Below are 18,536 nucleotides of genomic sequence, written 5' to 3'. Positions count from 1 at the left end.
GGCTCAATGGTTCTCGGGGTTGCGGAAGAACAGCTGGCAGGTGGTCGCGACGTCACCCGACCGGTGCGAGGTGACCGCCAGCTGCGGCACGTTGATCAGCTCCTTGCTCACCACCACCGGCTCGAACGGTGGCCGCACGGTGCCGATCACCCACAGGTTCTGATCATGCAGCCGGAGGATCTGCCGGCCGTGCTCGATCCGCTTGGCGTCGTCGACCTCGGCGATCAGCTGGTCGTACAAGATCTGCAATTGCCGCAGGTCGCCGGTCGGCTCCTCGGCGTACTCGTCGTTCGGGTTGGCGTACCAGTTGCCGAACCGTGGCGCCCAGTAGGACAGGCCGAGCGCCGGCACGTACCAGAGCGGATCGATGTCCCAGCGGTAGCCGACGTGGACGTAGCCCATGATGTCCATCTCGCCGTGCCCGACCGAGGCGTACCAGAGCTCCGGGGAGATCACCTTGATCTCCATCGCGATCCCGACCTCGCGCCAGTAACGGCGGACGAACTCGAAGACGTCGATCGCGTTGACGCCGCCGAGGAACTCGAAGCAGGTCAGGGTCAGCCGGAGCTTCTTGCCGTCCGGCCGGAGCCGCATCCCGTCGCCGTCCCGGGCAGTCAGACCGGCCTTGTCCAGCAGGGAATTGGCTTGGGCGACGTCGTATTCGACGAACCGCTTGCCCATCCCCTCCTCGAAGTACTCGTCCTCCTTCTGGCCACAGGGTTGGTCGGTGGTGCCCTGGCCGGCCAGCAACGCCTCGTTGATCTCATCCCGGTTGATCGCGTGCGACAGCGCGGCCCGGACGTCGAGGTTGGCGAACAGGCTGCGGATCACCGGGTCGGTGTGGCTCTGATTGAGGTTGACCACGACGAACCAGCCGTCGGACTGCCAGCGCCGGACCTCGAAGCCCTTCTCCTCCGCCTTCTCGGCCAGGATCGGCGTGGCGGCGATGCCGACGCCCATGTTGAGGTCGTACTGGCCGTTGGCGGTCTGCAAGATCAGGTTCTCGGGCTCGGTGAAGGTCCAGCTGAGCTTGTCGATGTAGGGCAGCTGGCGACCGTCGGGATCGACCTTCCAGAAGTACGGATTCCGTTCCGCGGTGGCGTTGGCGTTCTTGGTGTCGGTCGGCTTGGTCAGCTTCCAGGCGCCCAGCACCGGCCGCTCCGGGTTCTTCCACAGGCTGTCCTTCGCCACGAACAGGTCGTTCCAGCTGGGATAACCCTCGTCCTTGGCCAGCTTCTTCAGCTTCGCCAGCTCGACGAAGTCGGGATGGAACTGTTTCAGGTAGTGCGCCGGCTTGATCAGGTCGATGGCGATCGCCGCGAAACACAGGTACTTCAGCAGCAACGAGTTCGGCTTGTCGTAGCTGATCGAGAACCGGTGATCATCGATCTTGGCGAACTCGGCCTGCTTGCCGTCGGCGGCGAGCCAGCTGGTCGGCGCCGGGGTCAACGTCTTGTTCCCGTACACATGGTCGTAGAGGAAGATCAGATCGTCCGGGCCGAACGGCTCACCGTCGGACCACTTCAGGCCCTCCCGGAGCTGGAAGACATAGGTCCGGCCGTCGTCGACGATCTCCCACTTCTCGGCCAGCCCTTCCTGCGGGGCGGTGCAGTCGAGGTTCCACTCGACGAGGCCGGATCGGGCCGGATGAGTGATCGCGCTGGGATCCTCGCCGGCGGCGCCGAACCGGAGCGTGCCGCCGTACGCACCGACCTCCTGGACCGGCTGGGCGATCATGGGATTCTTCGGCAGCCGCTCGGCCAGCGGCGGCAGCTTGCCGGCCTTGACCTGCTCGGCCAGCGCCGGCGCCTCCTTGGCCCCGTTCTGATCACCGGCGGCCGACGGGGCGGGCTTGTTGGCCGGATCGGTGGACAGCAGGGAGCAGCCGGCCAGCAGCGGGGCCGAGACCAGGGCGCCGCCACCGAGGCGGAGCAGGTCGCGGCGGGTGGGATCGTACGTCATCGTGCTCTCCTAGGGAATGATCATGCGGGGACGCCGAGGCCGGCGACCGATCGGGCGACCTTGCCGATGGCCTCGACGACGTCGGCGATGTCGGCTTCGTCGCCGAGCAGCGTGGTCTGCGGGATCCACACGCCCTCCCGGCAGAGGCGCTCGGTGACCGGCAGGTCGGTGCGTCCGTAGCGAGTCCGCGGATTGTCCGCGGACCAGCCGGTGGCGGCGACGTCGAAGGCCCGGTCGGCGAAGACGCCCTGCCGGTCCAGCGGCAGCCCGTAGCCGGAGCTGCACGGGATGCCCTCGGCGGCGAGGGCCTCGACGAATCGCTCCCGCGGCAGGCCGCCGAAGGCTTCGGGCTGATAGCGGAACTGGTACAGGTGGTAGCCGTGTGCGGTGCACCGCGGATCGCGTTCCAGCGCGGTGATCCCGTCGATCCCGGTCAGCGCCTCGGTGATCATCGCGGCACTGCGCTCCCGCCGCGCGACATCGTCGGCCAGGCGCCCGAGTTGATCAAGAAGCAGGGCGGACTGGAACTCGGTCAGCCGGAAGTTGCCGCCGTAGCGACTGTGCTCGTACCAGGCACCGGTCCGGGACCGGCCGCAGTGGTGCAGGCTCCAGGCGGCGTCGGCCAGTGCGTCGTCGTTCGTGATCAAGATCCCACCCTCGCCGGACGTCATGTTCTTCGACGCCTGGAACGACCAGCTGCCGAAGGCACCGAACGAGCCGACGCCGCGGCCCTTCCACTGTGCGCCGTGCGCGTGCGCGGCGTCCTCCAGCACGGGCAGCCCGTGCTTCTCGGCGATCGCGCAGATCCGATCGAGATCAGCCGGATGACCGGCCAGATGGACCGGGATGATCACCTTGGTCCGCGGCGAGATCAACGCCTCGATCGCGTCCGGGTCGATGCAGCCGGTGCCCTCCTCGATGTCGGCGAACACCGGCAGCGCGTTCACCGCCAGCACCGCGGTCGCGGTCGCCAGGAAGGTGTAGCCGGGAACGATCACCTCGTCACCGTGGCCGACTCCGAGCGCCCGGAGCGCGATGTCGAGCGACACCGTGCCGTTGCAGACCGCGATGCCGTGCGTGGCGTCGTGGTACGCCGCGAACTCGCGCTCGAACCGGGTCTTGTACGGCCCGCCGACCTCGCCCCAGACCCCCGCGGTGACCGCCGCGGTCACCGCGGCCACGGCCGAGTCCGTCACCGGCGGCCAGGAGGGGAACGGGTTCGTGCGGACCGGCGTGCCGCCGAGCAGAGCTAGTCGATCTTGCATGCCATTCCTTTCGGGACCGACCTCGGATCGAGGCGGCTGAGGTGATCTTCGAACCCGGCGCGGGCCTTCGTTGCCGCGACGTGGGTGGGGATGAAGCTCGAGGAATACGACGAATCAATATATTACGAGATCATAGTATTCTCTGTCGAGACCCGGAGCACGATGACCTCATAGGATCTCGCCCATGACGGAGAAGGACTCGATCGATCGCCACATCGCGCTGTGGAAGCGCGAGGTGCCCGGGCTCGATCCGGTCGTCGAGGGTGCCGTCGTCCGGATGCAGGTGCTGGTCCAGCGGATGCACCGGCTCCGCGCCCGCGCCGTCGCCGCCCAGGGCCTGAAGCCGTTCGAGTTCGACATCCTCTGGCATCTGCGATCACTGGGCTCGCCGTACCGCGGCACCCCGACCTTGATCGCCGAGCGCACCGACATCCACCCCGCGACCCTGACCAGCCGCCTGGACCGCCTCGAGCAAGCCGGCTTCGTGATCCGCCTGCACGACCCCGGTGATCGGCGGCGCCTGCTGGTCGAGTTGACCGACCAGGCCCATGAGGCGCTGGAAGCGTCCATCGGGGTGAACAGCGACGCCGAGAAGGAACTCCTCTCCGCCCTGACTCGTACCGAACGAACTCAGCTCTCCGGCCTGCTGCGCAAACTTGTGCTGGCTGTGGAGTCTGAGGGGTCACGTCTTTTGGCGGTGGAGGACGACTGAATCGTCTTCTTTTCTGGTCGGAGAGTTCATGCCGAGCGCTGATCATGAAACCCCTGCCCACCTCACCGAGCGCATAGCTGATCACGGCGGCGAGAAGCACCCCCTTACCCCGACCCACAACCGGCCGCGATCCGCCACCGACCGCGAACCCCGCCCGTCCTTGCTGCGTCTTTCCCGGCCGCAAGGCCGAAACCCGGGGAGAAAGGCGCGGACTGGCCTGCCCCCTTCGACGGGCTCAGGACGACGCTTCGACAGGCTCAGGGAACGGAACGAGCTAGGCGCCCGGAACGGAAGGAGCTCGGCGCACGGGAACGAACAGCTACAGTTCCGGTCTCACGGGTTCGATTCCGCAAGACTTCTCCTCTAGAGTGGGTCTTACCGAAAATCATTCTGTGAGGAGGCGACATGGCCGAACATGCCCACGTTTCCGCTGCGGAGGTGCACGAGGTGCTCTCCCGGCACGTACTGACCGACGGGTTCAAACTCGTCCTCGATCTGGAGCGCAGTCGGGGCAGTCGCCTGACCGACGCCCGGACCGGGGTGCGCTACCTGGACCTCTACACCTTCTTCGCCTCGGCGCCGCTCGGGCTCAACCCGGCCGGCATCGTCGACGATCCGGCGTTCCTGACCGAGCTGTCGGCGATCGCGGCCAACAAGCCGGCGAACCCGGACATGTATTCCAGCGCCTACGCCGAATTCGTCGAGACGTTCGCCCGGGTGCTCGGCGATCCCGAACTGCCGCACCTGTTCTTCATCGAGGGCGGCGCGCTGGCGGTGGAGAACGCCCTCAAGGTGGCGTTCGACTGGAAGAGCCGGCAGAACGAGGCCGCCGGGCGGGACCCGGGCCTCGGCACCAAGATCATGCACCTGGCCAAGGCGTTCCACGGTCGCAGCGGCTACACCATGTCGCTCACCAACACCGAGCCGGGCAAGATCGCCCGCTTCCCCAAGTTCGACTGGCCGCGGATCGACGTGCCGGCGATCACGCACCCGCTGGATGATCATCTCGCCGAGGTGATCCAGGCCGAGGAGCGGGCGCTGGAGCAGGCCCGGGCGGCGTTCGCGGCACACCCGCACGACATCGCGGCGTTCATCGCCGAGCCGATCCAGGGCGAGGGCGGCGACAACCATCTGCGAGCCGAGTTCCTGCAGGCGATGCAGCAGCTCGCTCATGATCATGACGCGCTGTTCATCGTGGACGAGGTGCAGACCGGGGCCGGCACCACCGGCACGGCGTGGGCGTACCAGCAGCTCGGGCTGAAGCCCGACGTGGTCGCCTTCGGCAAGAAGGTCCAGGTCGGCGGCATCATGGCCGGCCGCCGGGTGGATGAGATCGACCAGAATGTGTTCAAGGTCTCGGGTCGGATCAACTCCACCTGGGGCGGCGGCCTGGTCGACATGGTCCGGTCGCAGCGGCTGCTGGAGATCATCGAGGCCGAGGGGCTGATCGAGGCCGCCGGGCCCAAGGGCGAGCGGTTCGTCGCCGGCCTGCGCCGGATCGCCGACGAACTGCCCGGCACGCTGACCAACGTCCGCGGCCGCGGCCTGATGATCGCCGCCGATCTGGCCGACGGCACCGCGCGGGATGCGGTGCTGGCAGACCTGAGGGACACTGAACACGTGCTGGCCCTGCCCTGCGGAGAACGATCGATCCGGTTCCGGCCGGCCCTGTCGATCGAGTCCGAGGAGATCGACCTCGCCGTGGCCGCGATCGGCCGGGCCGTCGGCCGGCTGGACGCGATCGGCCAGGTCGGCCGGCGCCTTGCCGCGGCGCTGGACCCGACGCACGCCGGATCAACCGCCCAGACCGAATCAACCGTGAAGGAGGGCCGGTGACCGCCCAACTCGAATCGACCGTGATCAGCTCCGTCGTGGCCGGCAAGCCGGTCGACGGCCACTCCGTGGTCCGCAGCACCAACCCGGCCAGGCTGTCCGAGGTCGTCGGCGAGGTTGCGTTCGGCGACGCGGACACGTTCGTCGCCGCCGCCGAGGCCGCCAAGACCGCGCAACGGGACTGGGCCAAGATCCCGGCCCCGATCCGCGGCCGGGCGATCGCGCACATCGGCCGGCTGGTCGAGGACAACAAGGAGGCGCTGGCCCGGCTGGTCACCGCCGAGATCGGCAAGCCGTACGCCGAAGCGCTGGGCGAGGTGCAGGAGATCGTCGACACCTGCGACTTCTTCCTCGGTGAGGGTCGCCGGCTGTACGGGCAGACGGTGCCGAGCGAGATGCCGGACAAGCAGTTGTTCACCCACCGGGTGCCGGTCGGTGCCGTCGCGGTGATCACCGCCGGCAACTTCCCGGTCGCCGTGCCGTCCTGGTACATCGTGCCCGCGCTGCTGGCCGGCAACACGATCGTCTGGAAGCCCGCCGACTACTCCCCCGTCGTCTCCGCCGCGTTCCACGAGATCTTCGTCCGTGGCGGCGGCCTGCCCGACGGGGTGTTCAACCTCGTCTTCAGCGACGGGGAGCAGACCTTCGCCGGGCTGCAACGGTCGCTGGAGCAGGGTCTGATCGACAAGATCGGCTTCACCGGCTCGTCCGCGGTCGGCCGCGAGGTCGGCGCCCTGGCCGGCCGGCACCTGCAGAACGCCTGCCTCGAGCTCGGCGGCAAGAACCCGCTGGTGATCACCCCGAACGCCGATCTTGATCTTGCCGTCGAAGGGGCGCTGTTCTCCGGCTTCGGCACCGCCGGGCAGCGCTGCACCTCGCTCGGCACGGTGATCGTGCACGAGTCCGTGCACGACGAGTTCCTGGCCCGGCTCACCAAGGCGGTCGCCGCCGCCAAGATCGGCGACCCGGCCGACGACGTGCTGATGGGCCCGATGCTGGACCAGAAGTTCGCCGACCGGTACGAGGAGTATCTGGACTGGATCCAGCCGCACCACACCGTCGCCGGGCCGACCGGCCGGATCACCGCGGACAACGCGCGGGACGGGTTCCTCGGCGACGCGACGGCCGGACTCTTCTACCATCCGGTGGTCGTGGACGGAGTCCAGGCCGATGATCAACTCTTCCTGGAAGAGACCTTCGGGCCGATCATCGGCGTGATCACCTACACCGATCTCGATCAGGCGATCGAGCTGGCCAACAAGCCCGGCTACGGGCTCTCCTCCGCGATCTACACCACCGATCCGCAGGAGGCCTTCCGCTTCCGGAACGGGGTCGGCGCCGGGATGGTGTCGATCAACAACTCCACCTCCGGCGCCGAGGCGCATCTGCCCTTCGGCGGCAACGGGAAGTCCGGCAACGGCTCCCGCCAGTCCGGGGTCTGGGTGCTCGATCAGTTCACCCGCTGGCAGTCGGTCAACTGGGACTACTCCGGTCGACTGCAGAAGGCGCAGATGGACACGGTCGAGCTGACCCCCGATCGTGACTTCCGCCTGGGTTCCTGATCATGGCGACGCCGGGCGAGGAGCTCGACCGGGCCTTCCGGCAACGTTTGCTGGCCTTGGGCGATGGGGACGAAAGGCTTTCGTTCCCTGAGCTTGTCGAAGGGCCGAGCCCGGTGGTCCCTGGGATCACTGATTGCGCGCGATCTGGCCTGCCCTTCGACAGGCTCAGGGAGCGTAACTCCTTGCGTCCCCATCAACCCGATCTCGAGATCGATCCTTGGTGGCAACTGTTCGAGGCGCAGGCGAGCAGTCGGCAACTTGATCTTGTGGCGCGGGAGTTGCAAGCCCGCGGATCGGCGTATTACACGATCGGGTCGGCTGGGCACGAGAGCAACGCGATGCTCGGGTTGGCCACGACGGTCGGGGATCCGGCACTGCTGCACTACCGGTCCGGTGGGTTCTACTGCGCCCGGGCCGGGCAGTTGCCGGGGGCGACGCCGGTCCGGGATGTCCTGCAGGGGTTGATGTGTCTGGCCGACGAGCCGATCGCCGGCGGTCGGCACAAGGTGTTCGGCCATCCCGAGTTGGGGATCATCCCGCAGACGTCGACGATCGCCTCGCACCTGCCGCGGTCGGTCGGGCTGGCGATCGCCCTGCAGCGCGCATCGCGGCTCGGAATCGATCATGAGTGGGGCGACGACGCGATCGTGGTCTGCTCGTTCGGTGACGCCTCGGCCAACCATTCGACGGCGACCGGCGCGATCAACACCGCGGTCAACACGGCCTATCGCGGGCTGCCGGTGCCGATCCTGTTCGTCTGCGAGGACAACGGGCTCGGCATCTCGGTCCGCACCCCGGCGGGCTGGATCGAGCACGCGTACGGCAGCCGCCCAGGACTCGACTACCTGGCCGCCGACGGCGCCGATCCGGCGGCCGCCTGGCCGGTGATCACCGAGGCTGTAGCCCGCGTCCGTGATCACCGGCGGCCGGTGTTCCTGCACCTGCGCACCGTGCGCTATCTGGCCCATGCCGGCAGCGACGCGGAGATCGGCTATCGCAAGCCGAGCGAGATCGAGGCCAGCTACGACCGCGATCCCCTGCTCGGCACCGCGGGGGAGTTGATCACCGCCGGAGCGAGCCCAGCCGCGGTGCTGGAGCGCTACGACCGAATCGGCGAGGAGATCCGGGCCGAGGCGACCCGGCTCGCCGGCGGTCGGCAACTCGCTTCGGCCACCGAGGTCATGGAGCCACTGGCGCCGCGGCACCCGGGACTCGCCGCCGAGCTCGCCGCGCAGTGGACGCGGACCCGGCCCGGGCCTGGCCCTTCGACAGGCTCAGGGAACGATCCCGGACCAGGCCCGGCCCGGACGCTGGCCGAGTCGATCAACGCGACCCTGGCGACGATCATGGACGCCGACCGCCGGGTGATCACGTTCGGCGAGGACGTCGGGGTCAAGGGCGGTGTCTACGGGGTGACTCGCGGGCTGGCGCGGCGCTTCGGCGCGGCCCGGGTGTTCGACACGATCCTGGACGAGCAGTCGATCCTCGGCCTGGGGCTGGGCGCCGGCCTGGCCGGGCTGGTGCCGATCCCGGAGATCCAGTATCTGGCCTACCTGCACAACGCCGAAGATCAACTCCGCGGCGAGGCGGCGACCCTGTCGTTCTTCTCCCGCGGCCGGTTCCGCAATCCGATGGTGGTCCGGATCGCCGGGCTGGCGTACCAGAAGGGCTTCGGCGGCCACTTCCACAACGACGACGCGGTCGCGGTGTTGCGCGACATCCCCGGCATCGTCGTCGCCTGCCCGAGTCGGGCCGACGACGCCCCGGCGATGCTGCGCAGCTGTGTCGCCGCGGCCGCGACCGACGGCACGGTCGCGGTCTTCCTGGAGCCGATCGCGCTCTACCACACGAGGGATCTGCACGAGCCCGGCGACGGCGGCTGGCTCGGCGTCGATCATGGCGAACCGGCCCCGATCGGCCGGGCGCGTGCGGTCCGGTCCGGCGCGGACCTGACCATGATCACCTTCGGCAACGGCGTGCCGATGAGCCTGCGGGCCGCGGCGGCCCTGGCCGATCAGGGCGTCGACGCTGCCGTACTGGATCTGCGTTGGCTGGCCCCGTTGCCCACCGAGGATCTCCTCGCCGCGGCGCTGCGGACCGGCCGCGCCCTGGTGGTCGACGAGACCCGGCACGCCGGCGGCGTCGGCGAGGGCGTGATCACGGCCCTGGTCGAGGGCGGCTTCACCGGCCCGATGGCCCGGGTCGCCAGCGCCGACAGCTTCGTCCCGCTGGGCGCCGCGGCCCAGCACGTCCTGCTCGACGAGCGCGAGATCATCAAGGCGGCCACCACCCTGGCCGGGAAGGACCGAACCGCATGAATACTCTTGGCCCACTGGAACTGCTGGGCGTTGATCACCTGCTCAGCGACGAGGAACGCGACATCCAGGCGGGCGTCCGCGAGTTCGTCGACGAGCGGGTCCGGCCCAACATCGCCGCCTGGTACGAGGCCGGTGAACCCGATCTGGGTTTGATCAAGGAGGCCGGCGCCCTCGGCCTGCTCGGCATGCACCTGACCGGGTACGGCTGCGCGGGGGCCAACGCGGTCTCGTACGGCCTGGCCTGCCTGGAGTTGGAGGCCGGCGACTCCGGTGTCCGCAGCATGGTCTCGGTGCAGGGATCGCTGGCCATGTTCGCGCTCTGGAAGTTCGGCAGCGAGGAGCAGAAGCAGACCTGGCTGCCCGGCATGGCCGCCGGCGAACTGGTCGGCTGCTTCGGGCTGACCGAGCCCGACTTCGGCTCCAACCCGGCCGGGATGCGCACCCGGGCTCGCCGCGACGGCCACGACTGGGTGATCAACGGCACCAAGATGTGGATCACCAACGGCACGATCGCCGACGTCGCGATCGTCTGGGCCCAGACCACCGACGACCCGAAGGACATCCGCGGCTTCGTGGTGCCGACCGACACCCCCGGCTTCTCCGCCCCCAAGATCGGCAACAAGCTGTCGCTGCGCGCCTCGGTCACCTCGGAATTGATCTTGGAGGACGTCCGGCTGCCCGGCGACGCGGTACTGCCCGAGGTGACCGGGTTGCGCGGTCCGCTGTCCTGCCTGAACGAGGCCCGGTTCGGCATCGTCTTCGGCGCGTTGGGTGCCGCCCGCGACTGCCTGGAGACGGCGATCACGTACGCCGGCACCCGGGAGGTGTTCGGCAGGTCGTTGAGCGCGTTCCAGCTGACCCAGGCCAAGCTGGCCGACATGGCCCTGGAGCTGCAGAAGGGCTTCCTGCTCGCACTGCATCTCGGCCGGCTCAAGGATGATCATCGACTCGACCCGCGGCAGGTCAGCCTGGGCAAGCTGAACAACGTCCGCGAGGCGCTGACCATCGCCCGGGAGAGCCGCACCATCCTCGGCGCCGCCGGCATCACCGGTGAGTATCCGATCATGCGGCACGCCAACAACCTGGAGTCCGTGCTCACCTACGAAGGCACCTCCGAGGTGCATCAGTTGGTCATCGGTCAGGCGCTGACCGGGCACGGCGCCTTCAGTTGATCATGATCACGGCCGGAGCCCCCGGCTGTCCGGGAGCGCGAGCACCTTTCCACCCTCCTCGCGCACCATCTCGGCACACGGGCGGTCCGAGGTGGCCAGCTCGAGGTCGAGGCTGAAGGCGGTCAGCCCGACCACGCAGTCGGCCAGGCTGACCGGCCGATCCGTGCGGTGATAGTGCCGAGCGCGCCAACGGCCGGCGTCGACCAAGATCGCCGGGTCCACGGCGACCTGCTCGATACCGAGCAGCGCCAGATCGGCCTCGACCTCGTCGGAATCGGCCCCGACCAGCCGCACCATCCGGTCCAGGAGCTCACCCACGTTCAGCGGGTGCATGACGGTTTCGCCCTGCTCGAGCAGCGGCCGCACCTCCACGGCCGCCGGTTCACCCTTGAGGACCGCGATCGCCGCGTAGGCATCGAGGATCACCGCCATCAGCGGGTGCCCTCCTGCTCCGACTCTTCCTCGCGCGCGACGCGGCGAAGTTCGTCAGAGGACGGACCACCCGCGTACTTGCCGAGCACCGCGCCGATCGGATCCGGTGGAATCGGCCTGACGATGATCCGATCACCCTTGTCAATGACGAGCACGCGGGACGCCTGCCAGCGGCGCCGCACCTCGGCCGGGATGGAGACCTGGCCGTTGGAGGAAACCCGTAGCTCATATGATGACATAGCTCAATCATACAGCAGAAGGACTCGGAACCGGTTTGCGTTTGAGCGCACTCGAAGGCGTACGTTCGGAAGCATGACGATCACGGCGACGGATGTCCGGCAGCTCATCGAGACCACCGCGCCGGAGGATCTACCCGCGCTGACCGAGACGCTGACGAGTCGTCTGGCCAGTGTGGACGACGTGGCGTCGGTGATGACGGTGGCCGAGGTCGCCGAGCTGGTCGGCATCTCGGCCCACACGCTGCGGTACTACGAGCGGATCGGCCTGGTCGAGGTGGCACGGGACGTGCACGGCTACCGCAGCTATGACCGCGACGCGGTCGGCCGGATCATCTTCATCACCCGGCTGCGACTGTCCGACATGCCGATCCGCGACATCAAGCGCTACGTCGACCTGGTCACCGCAGGCGGCGACACGGTGCCCGAACGGCTGGGCCTGTTGGAGCACCACCGCGAGCGGATCCGGCGGCAGATCGCCGACCTGCAGTTCGCGGAGGCCGTGATCGACTACAAGATCACCACCTACGGCGGCCAGTGCGGCTGATCGCTCGCCAGCCACCCGATCTTCGCAGGATCCGAACCACGCAAGGAGATTCACTCATGTCCACTTTTCCGCATCGCACGATCGGTGACCTGTCCGTCTCCGCCCTCGGCCTCGGCTGCATGGGCATGAGCAACGCGTACGGCCCGGCCGACCGGGCCGAGTCGCTGGCCACGCTCAACGCCGCGATCGACGCCGGCGTGAACTTCCTCGACACCGCCGAGATGTACGGCGCCGGGCACAATGAGAGCCTGGTCGGCGAGGTGCTGCGGCAGCGCCGGGACGAAGTTGTGATCGCCACCAAGTTCGGCATCACGCCCGACCCGGTGACCCAGCTGCCGGCCGGCCTGGATGGTTCGGCCGGGCGGGCGCGGCAGGCGGTCGACGGCTCGTTGCAGCGACTCGGTGTCGAAGTGATCGACCTCTACTACCTGCACCGCGTGGATCCGGCCGTGCCGATCGAGGAGTCGGTCGGGGCGATGGCCGAGTTCGTCGCGGCCGGCAAGGTCCGCGCGCTCGGGCTTTCCGAGGCCAACCCGGAGGTGCTGCGGCGGGCCGCGGCGGTGCACCCGATCGCTGCCCTGCAGAGCGAATGGAGCCTGTTCTCGCGCGACCTCGAGACCGAGATTCTGGCCACCGCGCGCGAGCTCGGAGTCGCGCTGGTCCCGTACAGCCCGCTCGGCCGGGGCATGCTCACCGGTTCGGTCGCGGCGATCAGCGATCTGGCCGACAACGATTTCCGGCGCACCCTGCCGCGCTGGCAGGCCGAGAATCTCGACCGCAACCTGGAGCTGGTGCAGCGGGTCCGCGACCTCGCCGACGACCTCAACACCAGCCCGGGCCGGATCGCGCTGGCCTGGTTGCTGGCGCAGGGCGACGACGTGATCCCGATCCCCGGCACCCGGCGCCGCGGCAATCTCGAGGACAATCTCGGCGCGGTGTCGATCACCCTGCCCGAGGCCGCGCTGGAGAGCCTGGACGCGCTGCGGCCGTCCGGAGAGCGTTACGCCGACATGGCGTGGGTCGCCGGCCAGAGCGCCTGAGGCCCCGGTCCAGGCTTCGACAGGCTCAGCGAACGGAACGCGCCTCGGTGGTTCGGGGAGCCGAGGGCTTCGCTGGTAGGAGCGGGGTGACGAGGGCGCCGACGGCTTCGGTTTCGAGCAGGAAGCCGTCGTGGCCGTGGAGTGAGGTGATCACCGTGGAGCCGGAGGCGGTGGGGATGCCGGCGCCGAGCCGTTCGCTCTGGTCCAGTGGGTAGAGGCGATCGGAGTCGATGCCGGCGACTTCGGTCCGGGCGGTGATCATGGCCAGGGCGGCCTCCACTCCGCCGCGACCGCGGCCAAGATCGTGGCTGTTCATGGCCTCGGTCAAGATCAGGTACGAGTTCGGGTCGAAGCGATCGACCAGCTTCCGGCCGTGATGATCAAGGTAGCTCTGGACGGCGTAGCGCCCGCCTTGCGTCGGGTCTTCCCCCGGCTGTGATCGCCGGCCGAACCGCTGCTCCAACTCGTCGGCCGACCGATAGGTGGCGTGGGCGATCTGACGCGCCACGGCGAGCCCCGCCGACGGTCCGCGCCCGTCGCCCCGATCGTAGTAATCCCCGCCGTGGAAGGCCGGATCGCTACGGATCGCGTTCAGCTGCGGGGTCGACCAGGCGAGTTGGTCGGCGCTGGTCACGGCCGTGCTGGCCAGCACGAAGAGGCGCTCGACGGCCGCTGACCGGGTCACCGCCCACTCCAGGGCCCGCATCCCGCCCGCGGATCCGCCGATCACCAGGGCCCACCGGTCGATCCCGATCGCCGCGGCCCAGGCCAGCTCCGCCGCGACCTGATCACGGACGGTCAGCCGCGGAAACCGGCTGCCCCAGGCCCGGCCGTCCGGATCGGGCGACGACGGTCCGGTGCTGCCCTGGCAGCCGCCCAACAGATTCGGCACCAGCACACACCAGCGGTCGGTGTCGATCGGCCGTCCCGGCCCGACCAGGCCGTCCCACCAGCCCGCGGTCCGATGACCCGGCCCGGCCGGCCCCGAGACGTGACTGTCCCCGGTCAGCGCGTGCAAGATCAACACCGCGTTGTCCCGGGCCGGCGTCAGGGTGCCGAAGCTCTCGTACCCGATGATCACGTCGGGCAGCACCGCGCCCGACTCCAGTCCGAGATCACCGATCCCGGTGAACCGGCGCCGACCGACCGGGTCCCCCGCCCGCCACCATCCCGGCCGGCGCCGACCCGGCGTCGCCCACCCCGCAGGTCCCCGAGATCCGGGGCTCGCGGGAGACGCCGGATCGGCGGCGGTCACGCGCCCTTCGCGGCGCGGAAGCCGGTCTCCAGGTCGGCCAGGATGTCGTCGAGATGCTCCAGCCCGACGGCCAGCCGGACCAGACCCGGCGTGACCCCCGTGGTCGCCTGCTCCTCCGGCGTCAGCTGGCTGTGCGTCGTCGAGGCCGGATGGATCACCAGCGATCGGACGTCGCCGATGTTGGCCACGTGGCTGTGCAGCTCGAGCGCGTTGACGAATCGCTTGCCCGCCTCCAGCCCGCCGGCGATCTCGAACGCGAGCACCGCGCCCGGCCCACGCGGCGCGTACTTCTGCGCCAAGCCGTGCCACGTGCTGCTCGGCAGCCCGGCGTAGGCGACGCTCTCCACCTCATCGCGCTGCTGCAGCCACTCGGCCACCTGCTGGGCATTGCTGACGTGCCGCTCGATCCGCAGGCTGAGCGTCTCCAGGCCCTGCGCCAGCAGGAACGCGTTGAACGGAGACGCGGCCGGACCAAGATCACGCAGCAGTTGCACCCGGGCCTTGAGGATGAACGCCAGGTTGGCGCCGAGCTGGGAGCCGACCCCAAGATCACGGGCGTAGGTCAGGCCGTGGTAGCTCGGGTCCGGCTGGTTGAACTGCGGGAACCGCGCCGGGTCCGCCGCGTAGTCGAACCGGCCGCTGTCGATGATCACGCCGCCGATCTGGGTGCCGTGACCGCCGAGATACTTGGTGGTGGAGTGCACGACGATGTCGGCGCCCCACTCGAACGGCCGGATCAGGTACGGCGTCGCGACGGTGTTGTCGACCACCAGCGGCACGCCGATCTCATGGGCCAGGCCGGCCACCGCCTCGATGTCGAGCAGATCCTGCTTGGGGTTGGAGATCGTCTCGGCGAAGAAGGCCTTGGTGTTGTCGCGGACCGCGGAGCGCCAGGACTGAAGATCATCCGGATCCTCGACGAAGCTGACCTCGATGCCGAGCTTGGGGAAGGTGTAGTGCAGCAGGTTGTAGGTGCCGCCATAGAGGCTCGGCGAGGCGACGAGGTGCGAACCGGCCTCGGCCAGGTTGAGCAGCGCCAGCAGTTCGGCCGACTGACCGGACGCGGTGAGCAGCGCGCCGACGCCGCCCTCGAGCGAGGCCAGCCGCTGCTCGACCACGTCCTGGGTCGGGTTCATGATCCGGGTGTAGATGTTGCCGAACTCGCTCAGCGCGAACAGGTTCGCCGCATGTTCGGTGTCCTTGAAGACGTAGGACGTCGTCTGATAGATGGGCAGCGCCCGCGCGCCGGTGGTCGGATCCGGCTGTTGTCCGGCGTGGATCTGCCGGGTTTCGAAGGACCAGTTGTCGCTCATGCGGAGACCGTACGGCCCCGCGAACCCGATAAACCCAAGTATCACACTCTGGAATATCGGGAACTCAGTCGACCGGGGTGGCCACCGCGTTCAAACAGCCGTAGGCGACGTTGCGCAGGTGCAGCTGGACCACGCCCGGCTGGGCCAGCACGGCGGCGATCGCGGCGGCCGGATCGCTGCCGTCGTGGTGCGTCGACGCCGGATGGATCCAGCCGCGCTCGTCGTACGCGCGCAGCACCTGGGGACGGCCGATCCAATCGCTCGGATACGACCCCGAGGCCGGCGGTCCGGCGCACGGCTCGGCGTGGGTGAACACGGCTCCGGTCTCCAGATAGGGGCTCACCGGCAGCACCGGGCGATAGCCGAACAAGATCAGCTCCTCGCCGGCTTGGGCGTTGCGCAGACAGCAGCGCAGCGGCTCCCGGCCGGCGGCGGTCTGCCGGACGATCGGATGACCGGCGACGTCGACGCCGGTGGTGCGGGCCGACGTGATCACCTCCGGCGGGATCGGGTGCAGCCGGAACAACGGGGTGTCGGTGGTGTCGCTCGCGAAGATGTCCATGCCGGGAAGACGTTGGCGCGCGGCAGAACGTGAGGTGTGATCGGGCGGCGATTTGACTGTGCCCCGAGGGCACGGTGTGGGCTGGTCGGCCAGACGCGATCGAGCTACTGAGGGAGTGACGATGCCAACACGTCAGCCAACCCGCCGACCGGCGGCAGGACGGCGCGGGATGATCTTCGCAGTGGTGGCGATGATCACGATCGGGCTGTTGGGATCGGCGCTCGCCGGACCCGCCGCGGCCGATGACCAGGGGTCCGGAGCCGCCACCGGGCTCGAATGGGGCGACTGCCCCGCGGAGGTCGTGACCGGCGCCCTCCCGTACCGGCTGACCTGTGCCAAGGTGCCGGTGCCGTTGGACTACGGCGATCCGGACGGCACCAAGATCGAGATCATGATCTCCCGGCTGGCCAGCGAGAACCCGGCCAAGCGGCGCGGCGTGCTGATGCTCAACCCCGGCGGCCCGGGCGGCTCCGGGCTGACCCTGTCCACCCTGCTGGCCTCCCGCGGCATCCCGGCCAGCGTGCTGGACAGCTACGACCTGATCGGGATGGACACCCGCGGCGTCGGGCACTCCGCACCGGTCAGCTGCGGCTTCACCCCCGACGACGCCTACTTCATGAACGTCCCGCCGTATGCGCCGGACAAGGCGGCGGTGGCCGCGCAGGCGAAGATCGCCAAGGAGGTGGCCGAGCGGTGCGCGAAGAACGACCGCGACGGCCGCCTGAAGCACCTGACCACGGCCAACACGGCCCGTGACCTGGATCAGATCCGGGCCGCGCTCGGCGAGGAGAAGACCAACTTCCTCGGCTTCTCCTACGGCACCGCCCTCGGCTCCGCGTACGTCTCGCTGTTCCCCGAGCGCGCCGCCCGGATCGTCCTGGACAGCAATCTCGCCGACTCCCACCTGGACCGCCCCACCCTGCGCCGGTTCGCGCTGGGGATGGAACAGACCTTCCCCGACTTCGCCAAGTGGGCGGCGAAGCGGGACGGTAGCTACGGCCTCGGCCGCACGCCGGATCAGGTCCGCAAGACCTACTTCGAGCTCGCCGAACAACTGGACGAGACGCCGGTGGCCGGGATGAGCGGCGCCCTGTTCCGGATGGCGACGTTCGGATCGCTGTACGGCCAGCAGCAGTACCCGGTGCTGGCACAGCAGTGGCAGGCGCTGGGCGAGCTGTTGAACGGAACGGAAGCGGAGCGGAAGGCGGCACCGTCGGCCAAGCCGGCCGACCTGTCGCCGACCGACAACGCGCTGACCGTCTTCCTCGCGGTCACCTGCAACGACGTCGAGTGGCCGGAGGACGTCGCGACCTATCAGCGCGCCGTCGCCGAGGATCGCCGGCGCCATCCCCTGTTCGGCGCGGCCGCGGCCAACATCAGCCCCTGCGCCTTCTGGTCACACGACGCGGCCGGGCCGGTCAAGATCAGCGACGACGGTGAGCGCAACGTGCTGCTGCTGCAGAACCTGCGCGACCCGGTCACCCCGCCCGCCAACGCGGAGCTGCTGCGGGACAAGCTCGGCGACCGGGCCCGCCTGGTCAGCGTCGACGGCAGCGGGCACGGCGTCTACGGCCTCTCCGGCCACAACCCGTGCGCCCTGGCCGCCACCACCGACTACCTGGTCGACGGCACCATGCCCCGGCGCGACACGTACTGCCGAGCGTCCTGACGAAAGATGCCGGTCAGTTTGGCCGGGTAGTCGCGGCCAAACTGACCGGCTTGTCGTCGCTTCAACTCAGCTCTCGCTGAACAGCGCGACACCGAGATCGCGGGCGGCCGAGCCGAGCCGCTTGTCCCGAGTCCACAGCCGGGCGCCGCCGACCAGGGCCACTGATCCGAGCAGGTGCGCGTCGACGGCGCTGAGACCACGACCCCAGAGCTGCCGACCACCGACCAGAGCGAGCACTTCGTCGTGGGTCAGGGTTGGAAAGCGCACCAAGCTGGCCAGCAGGTCGAGGACCGTCACCCGGTGCTTGATCGAGCCCAGCGCAAGCTCCTCGATCACCAACGGATGGCAGCCGGCCCGGTCGGTTTCGAGCAGGCCGACCAACTCCGATTCGACCGCATGAAGATGGTCGATCCAGACCGAGGTGTCGACCAGGATCATTCGGCGCGTCCGCGCCGTCTCGGTGCGGCGGCGGCATCAGGGTCCGAGCCTCCGAGCGCGGCCAGCCGACGGCCACTCTCGATCCGGATCAGAGCTCGCAGCCCTTCGCGGAGCAGGGCCGAGCGCTCCTCGACGCCGGTCAGTTCGGCCGCCCTGGCCAACAGGTCGTCATCGATCGTCACCGTCGTGCGCATCGGTCACCCCTCATCATGATGTGCAT

General features: G+C 69.2%; 17 protein-coding genes. 8 read left to right on the top strand and 9 right to left on the bottom strand.

From position 1 onward, the window contains the following. Nucleotides 1-3: 3 nt before the first annotated feature. A complete protein-coding gene (locus tag FNH24_RS15505) occupies nucleotides 4-1,962 on the bottom strand; it encodes an ABC transporter substrate-binding protein (protein ID WP_152363119.1) in 1,959 nt (652 codons plus the stop codon). Between the two features lie 20 nt (nucleotides 1,963-1,982). Beyond that, complete coding sequence (locus FNH24_RS15500) at nucleotides 1,983-3,227, bottom strand: DegT/DnrJ/EryC1/StrS family aminotransferase (protein ID WP_152363118.1); 1,245 nt, start codon at nucleotides 3,225-3,227, stop codon at nucleotides 1,983-1,985. A gap of 184 nt (nucleotides 3,228-3,411) precedes the next feature. Here FNH24_RS15500 and FNH24_RS15495 point away from each other — a divergent pair, with 184 nt between their 5' ends. The 5 genes from FNH24_RS15495 to FNH24_RS15475 all read left to right on the top strand — a co-directional run bounded on the left by FNH24_RS15495 (nucleotide 3,412) and on the right by FNH24_RS15475 (nucleotide 10,824). Continuing rightward, nucleotides 3,412-3,939, top strand: a complete 528-nt coding sequence (locus tag FNH24_RS15495) for a MarR family winged helix-turn-helix transcriptional regulator (RefSeq protein WP_152363117.1) — start codon at nucleotides 3,412-3,414, stop codon at nucleotides 3,937-3,939. 405 nt (nucleotides 3,940-4,344) lie between these two features. Beyond that, complete coding sequence (gene lat / locus FNH24_RS15490; protein WP_152363116.1) at nucleotides 4,345-5,775, top strand: L-lysine 6-transaminase; 1,431 nt, start codon at nucleotides 4,345-4,347, stop codon at nucleotides 5,773-5,775. Continuing rightward, nucleotides 5,772-7,334 (top strand): aldehyde dehydrogenase family protein, encoded by a 1,563-nt coding sequence (locus FNH24_RS15485; RefSeq protein WP_217428249.1) that lies wholly within the window; start codon nucleotides 5,772-5,774, stop codon nucleotides 7,332-7,334. Before lat ends, FNH24_RS15485 begins: the two co-directional genes overlap by 4 nt. Nucleotides 7,335-7,516: 182 nt before the next feature. Beyond that, nucleotides 7,517-9,652, top strand: a complete 2,136-nt coding sequence (locus FNH24_RS15480) for a transketolase C-terminal domain-containing protein (protein WP_246186914.1) — start codon at nucleotides 7,517-7,519, stop codon at nucleotides 9,650-9,652. Next, nucleotides 9,649-10,824 carry an acyl-CoA dehydrogenase family protein gene (locus FNH24_RS15475; RefSeq protein WP_152363114.1) on the top strand — a complete coding sequence of 392 codons (1,176 nt, stop codon included), beginning with the start codon at nucleotides 9,649-9,651 and terminating at the stop codon, nucleotides 10,822-10,824. Before FNH24_RS15480 ends, FNH24_RS15475 begins: the two co-directional genes overlap by 4 nt. A gap of 6 nt (nucleotides 10,825-10,830) precedes the next feature. On the opposite strand, the gene FNH24_RS15470 is transcribed toward FNH24_RS15475, so the two are convergent. Next, on the bottom strand, nucleotides 10,831-11,256 hold the full coding sequence (locus tag FNH24_RS15470; protein WP_152363113.1) for a PIN domain-containing protein: 426 nt from the start codon (nucleotides 11,254-11,256) through the stop codon (nucleotides 10,831-10,833). Further along, a complete protein-coding gene (locus FNH24_RS15465; RefSeq protein WP_152363112.1) occupies nucleotides 11,256-11,495 on the bottom strand; it encodes an AbrB/MazE/SpoVT family DNA-binding domain-containing protein in 240 nt (79 codons plus the stop codon). Before FNH24_RS15465 ends, FNH24_RS15470 begins: the two co-directional genes overlap by 1 nt. 73 nt (nucleotides 11,496-11,568) lie before the next feature. Here FNH24_RS15465 and FNH24_RS15460 point away from each other — a divergent pair, with 73 nt between their 5' ends. Next, a complete protein-coding gene (locus FNH24_RS15460; RefSeq protein ID WP_152363111.1) occupies nucleotides 11,569-12,039 on the top strand; it encodes a MerR family transcriptional regulator in 471 nt (156 codons plus the stop codon). A 56-nt stretch (nucleotides 12,040-12,095) separates the two neighbouring features. Continuing rightward, complete coding sequence (locus tag FNH24_RS15455) at nucleotides 12,096-13,079, top strand: aldo/keto reductase (protein WP_152363110.1); 984 nt, start codon at nucleotides 12,096-12,098, stop codon at nucleotides 13,077-13,079. Between the two features lie 25 nt (nucleotides 13,080-13,104). Here FNH24_RS15455 and metX read toward each other — a convergent pair whose 3' ends face one another. The 3 genes from metX to FNH24_RS15440 form a co-directional block, all read right to left on the bottom strand. Then, nucleotides 13,105-14,334: a homoserine O-acetyltransferase MetX gene (gene metX / locus FNH24_RS15450; protein WP_152363109.1), complete on the bottom strand. Its 1,230-nt coding sequence runs from the start codon at nucleotides 14,332-14,334 to the stop codon at nucleotides 13,105-13,107. Continuing rightward, nucleotides 14,331-15,647: a bifunctional o-acetylhomoserine/o-acetylserine sulfhydrylase gene (locus FNH24_RS15445; protein WP_152363108.1), complete on the bottom strand. Its 1,317-nt coding sequence runs from the start codon at nucleotides 15,645-15,647 to the stop codon at nucleotides 14,331-14,333. Before FNH24_RS15445 ends, metX begins: the two co-directional genes overlap by 4 nt. Nucleotides 15,648-15,711: 64 nt before the next feature. Continuing rightward, entirely contained in the window at nucleotides 15,712-16,209 is a 498-nt protein-coding gene (locus FNH24_RS15440) for a DUF1203 domain-containing protein (protein WP_152363107.1), read from the bottom strand. A 169-nt stretch (nucleotides 16,210-16,378) separates the two neighbouring features. On the opposite strand from FNH24_RS15440, the gene FNH24_RS15435 reads away from it, so the two are divergent. Then, on the top strand, nucleotides 16,379-17,878 hold the full coding sequence (locus FNH24_RS15435; RefSeq protein ID WP_217428248.1) for an alpha/beta hydrolase: 1,500 nt from the start codon (nucleotides 16,379-16,381) through the stop codon (nucleotides 17,876-17,878). Between the two features lie 66 nt (nucleotides 17,879-17,944). On the opposite strand, the gene FNH24_RS15430 is transcribed toward FNH24_RS15435, so the two are convergent. After that, a complete protein-coding gene (locus FNH24_RS15430; RefSeq protein WP_152363106.1) occupies nucleotides 17,945-18,316 on the bottom strand; it encodes a type II toxin-antitoxin system VapC family toxin in 372 nt (123 codons plus the stop codon). After that, nucleotides 18,313-18,510 carry a type II toxin-antitoxin system VapB family antitoxin gene (locus FNH24_RS15425; protein WP_152363105.1) on the bottom strand — a complete coding sequence of 66 codons (198 nt, stop codon included), beginning with the start codon at nucleotides 18,508-18,510 and terminating at the stop codon, nucleotides 18,313-18,315. Before FNH24_RS15425 ends, FNH24_RS15430 begins: the two co-directional genes overlap by 4 nt. Between the last annotated feature and the right edge of the window lie 26 nt (nucleotides 18,511-18,536).

Source organism: Microlunatus speluncae (assembly GCF_009299835.1).
Classification (GTDB): Bacteria; Actinomycetota; Actinomycetes; order Propionibacteriales; family Propionibacteriaceae; genus Microlunatus; species Microlunatus speluncae.
The sequence above is the reverse complement of the archived record's forward strand: the minus strand, read 5'-3'. Positions and strand labels throughout refer to the sequence as shown.

What these genes read in the sequence shown, in the direction of transcription:
- FNH24_RS15505 (WP_152363119.1), bottom strand. Translation starts at nt 1,962, where the DNA reads ATGACGTACGATCCCACCCGCCGCGACCTGCTCCGCCTCGGTGGCGGC.
- FNH24_RS15500 (WP_152363118.1), bottom strand. Translation starts at nt 3,227, where the DNA reads ATGCAAGATCGACTAGCTCTGCTCGGCGGCACGCCGGTCCGCACGAAC.
- FNH24_RS15495 (WP_152363117.1), top strand. Translation starts at nt 3,412, where the DNA reads ATGACGGAGAAGGACTCGATCGATCGCCACATCGCGCTGTGGAAGCGC.
- lat (WP_152363116.1), top strand. Translation starts at nt 4,345, where the DNA reads ATGGCCGAACATGCCCACGTTTCCGCTGCGGAGGTGCACGAGGTGCTC.
- FNH24_RS15475 (WP_152363114.1), top strand. Translation starts at nt 9,649, where the DNA reads ATGAATACTCTTGGCCCACTGGAACTGCTGGGCGTTGATCACCTGCTC.
- FNH24_RS15470 (WP_152363113.1), bottom strand. Translation starts at nt 11,256, where the DNA reads ATGGCGGTGATCCTCGATGCCTACGCGGCGATCGCGGTCCTCAAGGGT.
- FNH24_RS15465 (WP_152363112.1), bottom strand. Translation starts at nt 11,495, where the DNA reads ATGTCATCATATGAGCTACGGGTTTCCTCCAACGGCCAGGTCTCCATC.
- FNH24_RS15460 (WP_152363111.1), top strand. Translation starts at nt 11,569, where the DNA reads ATGACGATCACGGCGACGGATGTCCGGCAGCTCATCGAGACCACCGCG.
- FNH24_RS15455 (WP_152363110.1), top strand. Translation starts at nt 12,096, where the DNA reads ATGTCCACTTTTCCGCATCGCACGATCGGTGACCTGTCCGTCTCCGCC.
- FNH24_RS15445 (WP_152363108.1), bottom strand. Translation starts at nt 15,647, where the DNA reads ATGAGCGACAACTGGTCCTTCGAAACCCGGCAGATCCACGCCGGACAA.
- FNH24_RS15440 (WP_152363107.1), bottom strand. Translation starts at nt 16,209, where the DNA reads ATGGACATCTTCGCGAGCGACACCACCGACACCCCGTTGTTCCGGCTG.
- FNH24_RS15435 (WP_217428248.1), top strand. Translation starts at nt 16,379, where the DNA reads ATGATCTTCGCAGTGGTGGCGATGATCACGATCGGGCTGTTGGGATCG.
- FNH24_RS15430 (WP_152363106.1), bottom strand. Translation starts at nt 18,316, where the DNA reads ATGATCCTGGTCGACACCTCGGTCTGGATCGACCATCTTCATGCGGTC.
- FNH24_RS15425 (WP_152363105.1), bottom strand. Translation starts at nt 18,510, where the DNA reads ATGCGCACGACGGTGACGATCGATGACGACCTGTTGGCCAGGGCGGCC.